Source organism: Staphylococcus pasteuri, assembly GCF_030547725.1.
Taxonomy (GTDB): domain Bacteria; phylum Bacillota; class Bacilli; order Staphylococcales; family Staphylococcaceae; genus Staphylococcus; species Staphylococcus pasteuri.
Window position 1 is genome coordinate 1 of the sequence record NZ_JAUOQO010000300.1, and the last position, 277, is coordinate 277.

Genomic DNA, 277 nt, shown 5'->3' on the forward strand with positions numbered 1-277 from the left:
GCGCCGTGAAGTGGGACGGCGTGCCGCGCGTGGATGCATTCTGCACGCGCTACCTGGGCTGCGAGGACACGCCGTATCACTGCGCCGTGGGGCGCGTGCTCCTGCTCTCCATGGCGGCGCGTGCGCTGCGTCCGGGGTGCCAGGTGGACACGCTCATTGTGCTCGAAGGCGCGCAGGGGTGCGGCAAGAGCACGGCGGTCAAGGTGCTTGCCGGCGGGTTCTTCGCCGAGCTCGAGGGCACCTTCGGCACGAAGGACGCGGCCGAACAGGTCGAAGG

Annotated in this window: 1 protein-coding gene; it reads left to right on the plus strand. The window is 70.4% G+C overall.

Going from position 1 to position 277, the window contains the following annotated elements; all coding sequences use genetic code 11:
• Positions 1–277 (plus strand): VapE domain-containing protein (locus tag Q4528_RS13750; RefSeq protein WP_303522123.1); only part of this gene is annotated, 277 nt, incomplete at both ends.